Here is a 7,140-nt window from a genome sequence, read left to right as displayed (position 1 = left end):
TCAGCCTCAAACGCAAGCGTAAGCAAGCGGCCTACGACAATGAGTACCTCCGGCGACTACTGCAAAATGCCTGATATTTGGTGCGGAAGCCCTAGTTAAGGTATGAGCCGCGCGTATTAACGGTTTTTTCGCTACTTTTGAGAAACTAACGCTTGTTAGTATTTGTTGACTTCCTATGGAAAATCCCACCCAGCACCTCACCCCCGAAGAACAGTTCCAGGCCCGGATTGATGCCGATGTGCGCATCGAGCCCAAGGACTGGATGCCCGACGCTTACCGCAAGACGCTGATTCGGCAGATATCGCAACACGCTCATTCGGAGCTGGTTGGAATGCTGCCGGAGGGCAACTGGATTACGCGCGCCCCTTCGCTCAAGCGCAAGTCTATCCTACTGTCGAAGGTGCAGGACGAGGCGGGCCACGGCCTATACCTCTACAGCGCCGCCGAAACGCTGGGCACCACCCGCGACCAGATGCTGGCCGACCTGCACTCGGGTAAAGCCAAGTATTCCAGCATTTTCAACTACCCCACACTTAGCTGGGCCGATATGGGCTGCGTGGGCTGGCTGGTCGATGGTGCCGCCATTTTGAACCAGGTGCCGCTGTGCCGCACTTCCTACGGCCCTTATGCCCGTGCCATGGTGCGCGTGTGCAAGGAGGAGAGCTTCCATCAGCGCCAGGGCTTCGAGATAATGCAGACGCTGTGCGAAGGCGCGGAAAGCCAGAAAGCCATGGCCCAGGAAGCCCTGAACCGCTGGTGGTGGCCCACGCTGATGATGTTCGGCCCCAAAGATGAGGACTCGCCCAACACGGCCCAGAGCATGAACTGGCGCATCAAGCGCTTCACCAACGACGAGCTGCGCCAGAAATTCGTGGACATGATGGTGCCCCAGGCCGAATTCCTGGGCCTGACTGTGCCCGATGAAAAAGTGCAGTGGAACGAAGCCCGCCAGGCCTACGACTACGGTGAGGTGAACTGGGATGAGTTCTGGGCCGTGGTGAAAGGCAATGGCCTGTGCAATCGCGACCGCCTCGGGGCCCGCGTGAAGGCGCACGAGGAAGGTGCCTGGGTGCGCGAGGCCGCTATGGCCCACGCGGCCAAGCGCGCTGAGCGGGAATTGGTAGCGGCGTAAATCAGAGTAAAAGAACGTCATGCTGAGCGCAGCCGAAGCATCTCGCGTGGGGTAGTAATTCAATCGTTGGCTACGCCGGCCTTCGGTTGAAAAAGGATTAGTGGCGGCACGCGAGATGCTTCGGCTGCGCTCAGCATGACGTTCATATAAGACATAAAATCAAGTCATGAATCAATCCGAATGGCCTCTGTGGGAGGTCTTTATCCGCAGCAAGCAGGGGCTTGACCACAAGCACGTTGGCAGCCTGCACGCGGCCGACGCCGCGATGGCCATCCAGAATGCCCGCGACGTGTACACGCGCCGGCAGGAGGGCATCAGCATTTGGGTGGTGGAGTCGAAGCACGTCCACGCTTCCAACCCGGATGATGCGGAAGCCTTCTTCGACCCGGCCAACGATAAAGTGTATCGACACCCCACTTTCTACCAGGTGCCGGATTCCATTAAACATATGTAATGCAGGACGATATGCAATTTGCTTCGACGGAAAACCCGGCCCTGGCTACGTACACGCCGGCCGTGCGGCAGCAGCTGTTCCAGTTCGTGCTACAGCTGGCCGACACCAGCCTGATTCTGGGCCACCGGCTGAGCGAATGGTGCGGGCACGGGCCCATTCTGGAGCAGGATTTGGCCATGGCCAACATCGCGCTCGATTTGCTGGGCGAAACCCGCAGCCTCTACCAATACGCCGCCCAGCTGGAAGGGCAGGGGCGCACCGAAGACGACCTCGCCTACCTGCGCAGCGCCACCGAATACCGCAACCCGCTGCTGGTGGAGCAGCCCAACGGCGACTTTGCCGACACCGTGGTGCGGCAGTTTCTGTTCGATAACTTCCACTACCACTTCCTCAAGCAACTGCTGACCAATGCCGATGAGCGGCTGGCGGCCATTGCCGAAAAGTCCTTAAAGGAAGCCACTTACCACCTCAAGTGGAGCTCGGAATGGATAATCCGGCTGGGCGACGGCACCGACGAAAGCCGCCGCCGTGTGGAGAAATCCATTACGGAGCTGTGGCGCTTCTCGGGCGAGCTGACGACGCCCACGGCGCTGGAAAAATCGCTGCAAGCCATGGGCCTGATTCCGGAATACGAGGATGTTCAGGCCAGCATGACGGCCCACGCCGAGCGCGTGCTGACGGAAGCCACGCTTGCCATTCCGCAGCAGATTTTCATGCTGACCGGCGGCAAGGACGGCCGCCACACCGAGCACCTGGGCTATATTCTGACCGAGCTGCAATACATGCAGCGCACGTTTCCCGGCCTGACATGGTAGCGCCCGCGCCTCCCGCCGAAGCCCACATATGGCAGCTGCTGGAAGAAGTGACCGACCCTGAAGTTCCCGTGCTCAGCATTCTGGACCTGGGCATTGTGCGGGCCGTGCGCGTAGAGGGCGAGCAGATTACCGTGACCATTACGCCCACGTATTCGGGCTGCCCGGCCATGAACACCATTGCCACCGACATCCGGCTGCGGCTGCTGGCCGAGGGCTATACCAAGCTGATAATCAACAATCAGCTGAGCCCGGCCTGGACTACTGATTGGATGACTAAAGCCGGCCGCGAGAAGCTGGAAGCCTACGGCATCGCCCCACCGATTGACGGGACGGCCAGCGGCCACGTCCTCAATTTATTTGGGAAAGAAACGGCCGTGCGCTGCCCGCTCTGCAAGTCGGAGCACACGCATCTGGTCAGCCAGTTTGGCTCTACGGCTTGCAAAGCGCTGTATCAGTGTGACGACTGCCGCGAGCCGTTCGACTACTTCAAATGTCACAGTTGATTCAACGTTCATAGCTGTCATCCTGAGCGCAGCGAAGGACCTTATCGCGGAAGAACAGTTTGCATCAATCCTACTGATGCGAACGTGATAAGGTCCTTCGCTACGCTCAGGATGACAGGTTTTTTATTACTGACTCCCGCACTCCCTCCCTATGCCCGAAAACAACCCCCTGATTTTTTCGCTGGACAACGGCATCGCCACCATTCGCCTCAATCGCCCCGAGGTTTTCAATAGCGTGAATAAGCCGCTGGCGCTGGCGTTTCAGCAGCATTTGCGCGACTGCCAGGCCGATGCCTCTGTGCGGGCCGTGCTCATTATCGGCACCGGGCGGGCGTTTTGCGCGGGCCAGGATTTGGCCGAAATCACGGGGCCGGACAGCCCGGAGGTGGCCGACATTGTGGAGCAGCACTACAATCCCCTCATCATGCTGATTCGGGAGCTGGACAAGCCCGTGGTAGCGGCCGTGAACGGCGTAGCCGCCGGCGCGGGGGCTAATATTGCCCTAGCCTGCGATATCGTAGTGGCTAAGGAATCGGCCTCTTTCATTCAGGCTTTCAGCAAGATTGGGCTGATTCCGGACAGCGGCGGGACGTACTTCCTGCCGCGCCTCATCGGCATGCAGCGGGCTAGTGCTCTGATGATGACCGGAGACAAAGTTAGCGCCGCCGAAGCCGTGCAGATGGGCATGATTTACAAGGTGTTTGCCGATGAAACCTTTGAGCAGGACGTGGCCGCGCTGGTGCGCAAACTGGCCGCCATGCCCACCAAAGGCCTGGCCTACACCAAGCAGCTGCTGAACAGCACCTTCGCCAATGATGTGGCCCAACAGCTGCGCGCCGAGGGCGACTACCAGCTTCGCGCCGGCAACACCACCGACTACCGCGAAGGCGTAGCCGCTTTCATTGAAAAACGCCAACCAACTTTCACCGGCCAATGAGAACCATCGGAATCATCGGTTGCGGGGCTATGGGGGCGGGCATTGCGCAGGTAGTGGCCACGGCTGGGCACACCGTACGGCTGCTCGACCAGCACGCCAGCGCGTTAGAAAAGGCCGTTTCCGGCATTCAGAATAGTCTGCGGAAGCTGGCCGATAAAGGCAGACTGACCAGCGAAGTGGCCGAAGCGGCGGGCAGCCGCCTGCACGCCACCGCCGACATGCAGGATTTTGCGGACTGCGAGCTGGTCATTGAAGCCATTGTGGAGGACCTGGGGGTGAAGCAGCAGCTTTTCCGTAAGCTCGAAAGCGTGGTTTCGGCCGATTGCGTGCTGGCCAGCAATACCTCGTCGCTGTCGCTCACGTCGATTGCGGCGGCCTGCGAGCGGCCGGAGCGGTTTGTGGGCATCCACTTCTTCAATCCGGCCCCGATTATGCAGCTGGTGGAAGTGATACCAGCCCTGCAGACGCGGGCGGGCCTGGCCGAGGAAATGAAAGCCCTGGTGGCCAGCTGGAATAAGCTGCCGGTGCTCACGCAGGACACGCCGGGCTTCATCGTGAACCGCGTGGCGCGGCCGTTCTACGGCGAGGCCATTCGGATAATGGAAGAAGGCATTGCGGATATAGCGACCATCGACTGGGCCATGACGGAACTGGGCGGCTTCCGCATGGGCCCGTTTGCGCTGATGGATTTCATCGGCCACGACGTGAACTACCGCGTGACGGAATCCGTGTTCGCCGCTTTTTTCTACGACCCACGCTTCAAGCCCTCTTTCTCGCAAAAGCGGCTGTTTGAGGCCGGCTACTACGGCCGGAAATCGGGCCGGGGATTCTACAGCTATGCCGCCGATGCGGCAGCTCCCGAGCCCACCCGCGACGAAACCCTGGGCCGCCAGATTGTGAGCCGCATCGTGGCCATGCTCATCAACGAAGCCGTGGATGCGCTGGCCCTGAACGTAGCCTCGGCCGCCGACCTGGAGCTGGCCATGACCCGCGGCGTGAACTACCCCAAAGGCCTGCTGGCCTGGGCCGACGAGCTGGGCCCCGCCACCGTGCTGGCTACCCTCGACGACCTCTATGCCGAGTACCACGAGGACCGGTACCGCGCCAGCCCACTGCTGCGCCGCAAGGTGCGCGAGGGCAAGTTATTCCTGTAGAACATGCTTTAGCTTGTTCATCTCAACCTCCCTCACCGGCGCAAGCTAAAGCATGCGCTACAAGTCAACCTGCTATGACGCCCACCCTCGAAAACTACACCCTTGGCCGCTGGACTTCTGACGGCAATTCGCCCCAGGAGCTGCTCGATGCCAGCACCGGCGAAGTCATCGCCCTAGCCAATACCGAAGGCTTCGACTTTGCCCAGATTCTCGACTATGGCCGCCGGGTGGGCAACCCCAAGCTGCGCAAAATGACTTTCCACGAGCGGGGCCGGATGCTGAAGGCGCTGGCCTTCCACCTGGACAGCAAAAAGGAGCAGTTCTACGAATTGAGCTACCGGAGCGGGGCCACGCGGGCCGATTCGTGGATTGATATTGAGGGCGGTATCGGCAATCTATTTGCCAATGCCTCGCTGCGCCGCAAGTTTCCGGACAAGCCGTTTTACGTGGAGGGCGAGCCGGTGGGGCTGAGCAAGGGCGGCACCTTCATGGCCCAACACCTGATGGTGCCGCGCGAGGGCGTGGCCGTGCACATCAACGCCTACAACTTTCCCATCTGGGGCATGCTGGAGAAAATTGCGGTGAACCTGCTGGCCGGCATGCCCGCCGTGGTGAAGCCCGCCGTGCCCGCCGCCTACCTCACAGAGGCTGTGGTACGCGAAATCATTGCTTCCGGCATTCTGCCCGAGGGTGCGTTACAACTGGTGGTAGGCTCGGGCCAGGGCCTGCTCGACCATGTGACGTACCAAGATGTGGTGACCTTCACCGGCTCGGCCGCCACCGGCCGCAAGCTGCGCGCCCACCCGCGCATCATCGAAGAAGCCGTGCCGTTTACGATGGAGGCCGACTCGCTGAACGCCGCCGTATTGGGGCCGGATGCGCGGCCCGGCACGCCCGAATTCGACTTGTTCGTGAAGGAGATTCGTAAGGAGATGACGGCCAAGTGCGGGCAGAAATGCACGGCCATCCGCCGTGCCATCGTGCCCGCGAATATGCTGGAAGATGTGCAGATTGCCCTCGGCAAGCTGCTGGCCCAAACCACAGTGGGCCACCCGCAGGCCGATGGCGTGCGCATGGGCGCGCTGGCCGGCCGCGAACAGGCTGAAACGTTCCGCGAGCGGGTGCGCCACCTGGCCCAGAACACGCCCATCGTGTACGGCAGCCTCGATGAGCTGGAGCTGCTGGGCAAGGACCGGGGTGCCGACTTTGCCAAGGGTGCCTTCACCTCGCCCATCGTGCTGCTGAATGAGCAGCCCTTCAAGCACCTCGACAGCCACGAAATCGAAGCCTTTGGTCCGGTAGTGACGCTGATGCCTTACCACGATGTGGAGGAGGCCGTGACGCTGGCCAACATGGGCAAAGGCTCGCTGGTGTGCTCGCTGGCTACCAACGACCCGCAAGTGGCCCAGGATTTCGTGCTCGGTGCGGCTACGCACCACGGCCGTATTCTGGTTATCAACGGCGAGATGGCGAAGGAAAGCACGGGCCACGGCTCGCCGCTGCCGCAACTCATCCACGGCGGCCCCGGCCGGGCCGGCGGCGGGCAGGAGATGGGCGGCATTCGGGGCGTGGAGCATTTTATGCAGCGCGTGGCCCTGCAAGGCTCACCCAGCATGATTACGGCCATCACGCAGGTGTATCAGACCGGCGCGAAGCAGGTGGCGTACGACAAGCACCCGTTCCAGAAGTACTTCGAGGAGCTGGAAATCGGTGAAACCTACACTACCCACAACCACACCGTGACGGAGGCCGATATCAGCGCTTTTGCGGGAATTTCAGGCGATAATTTCTACGCCCACGTCGATGCTACTTCGCTGGAGGGCACGCTCTTCACCGGCCGCGTGGCCCACGGCTACTACGTGCTTTCGAAAGCGGCCGGTATGTTCGTTGACCCGCGCAAAGGGCCGGTGCTGCTGAACTACGGCCTGGACGAATGCCGCTTCACCAAACCCGTGTACCCCGGCACCACTATCGGCGTGAAGCTGACGGTGAAGGAAAAAGTAGGCCAGGAAAAGCGCGACGAAACCGACATCGCAAAAGGCATCGTGCGCTGGCTGGTGACGGTGACGGATGAAACCAGCGAAACCGTGGCCGTGGCGACCATTTTGACGATGGTGAAGAAAAAAAACCAGGAGTAGCGATGTA

The 7,140-nt window shown here is 60.9% G+C and carries 7 protein-coding genes; all 7 read left to right on the top strand.

The window, feature by feature from the left end; translation table 11 throughout:
- The first annotated feature begins 175 nt into the window (after window positions 1-175).
- The 7 genes from paaA to paaZ all read left to right on the top strand — a co-directional run bounded on the left by paaA (window position 176) and on the right by paaZ (window position 7,133).
- The gene (gene paaA / locus HBN54_RS22630; protein ID WP_168675519.1) at window positions 176-1,132 is read left to right on the top strand and encodes a 1,2-phenylacetyl-CoA epoxidase subunit PaaA; all 957 of its coding nucleotides are present in this window, start codon (window positions 176-178) and stop codon (window positions 1,130-1,132) included.
- A gap of 166 nt (window positions 1,133-1,298) precedes the next feature.
- Window positions 1,299-1,586, top strand: a complete 288-nt coding sequence (gene paaB / locus HBN54_RS22625) for a 1,2-phenylacetyl-CoA epoxidase subunit PaaB (protein ID WP_168675518.1) — start codon at window positions 1,299-1,301, stop codon at window positions 1,584-1,586.
- Window positions 1,587-1,597: 11 nt separating this feature from the next.
- The gene (gene paaC, locus HBN54_RS22620; RefSeq protein WP_210428156.1) at window positions 1,598-2,401 is read left to right on the top strand and encodes a 1,2-phenylacetyl-CoA epoxidase subunit PaaC; all 804 of its coding nucleotides are present in this window, start codon (window positions 1,598-1,600) and stop codon (window positions 2,399-2,401) included.
- Window positions 2,395-2,904: a 1,2-phenylacetyl-CoA epoxidase subunit PaaD gene (gene paaD / locus HBN54_RS22615; RefSeq protein WP_168675517.1), complete on the top strand. Its 510-nt coding sequence runs from the start codon at window positions 2,395-2,397 to the stop codon at window positions 2,902-2,904. The genes paaC and paaD overlap by 7 nt, the downstream gene beginning before the upstream one ends.
- 151 nt (window positions 2,905-3,055) lie before the next feature.
- Window positions 3,056-3,841 carry an enoyl-CoA hydratase-related protein gene (locus tag HBN54_RS22610; RefSeq protein WP_168675516.1) on the top strand — a complete coding sequence of 262 codons (786 nt, stop codon included), beginning with the start codon at window positions 3,056-3,058 and terminating at the stop codon, window positions 3,839-3,841.
- Entirely contained in the window at window positions 3,838-4,995 is a 1,158-nt protein-coding gene (locus HBN54_RS22605; RefSeq protein ID WP_168675515.1) for a 3-hydroxyacyl-CoA dehydrogenase NAD-binding domain-containing protein, read from the top strand. The genes HBN54_RS22610 and HBN54_RS22605 overlap by 4 nt, the downstream gene beginning before the upstream one ends.
- A gap of 74 nt (window positions 4,996-5,069) precedes the next feature.
- On the top strand, window positions 5,070-7,133 hold the full coding sequence (gene paaZ, locus HBN54_RS22600; RefSeq protein WP_168675514.1) for a phenylacetic acid degradation bifunctional protein PaaZ: 2,064 nt from the start codon (window positions 5,070-5,072) through the stop codon (window positions 7,131-7,133).
- Window positions 7,134-7,140 lie beyond the last annotated feature (7 nt).

The sequence above is a fragment of the Hymenobacter artigasi genome (genome assembly GCF_012275535.1).
In the GTDB taxonomy this organism is placed as follows: Bacteria; Bacteroidota; Bacteroidia; order Cytophagales; family Hymenobacteraceae; genus Hymenobacter; species Hymenobacter artigasi.
Note: the sequence above shows the minus strand (reverse complement) of the source record. Positions and strands in the feature narration are given on the sequence as shown.

Bases quoted from the DNA above. Each gene is read 5' to 3' on its own strand.
- HBN54_RS22610 (WP_168675516.1), top strand. From the start codon at position 3,056: ATGCCCGAAAACAACCCCCTGATTTTTTCGCTGGACAACGGCATCGCC.
- paaD (WP_168675517.1), top strand. From the start codon at position 2,395: ATGGTAGCGCCCGCGCCTCCCGCCGAAGCCCACATATGGCAGCTGCTG.
- paaA (WP_168675519.1), top strand. From the start codon at position 176: ATGGAAAATCCCACCCAGCACCTCACCCCCGAAGAACAGTTCCAGGCC.
- HBN54_RS22605 (WP_168675515.1), top strand. From the start codon at position 3,838: ATGAGAACCATCGGAATCATCGGTTGCGGGGCTATGGGGGCGGGCATT.
- paaZ (WP_168675514.1), top strand. From the start codon at position 5,070: ATGACGCCCACCCTCGAAAACTACACCCTTGGCCGCTGGACTTCTGAC.
- paaC (WP_210428156.1), top strand. From the start codon at position 1,598: ATGCAATTTGCTTCGACGGAAAACCCGGCCCTGGCTACGTACACGCCG.
- paaB (WP_168675518.1), top strand. From the start codon at position 1,299: ATGAATCAATCCGAATGGCCTCTGTGGGAGGTCTTTATCCGCAGCAAG.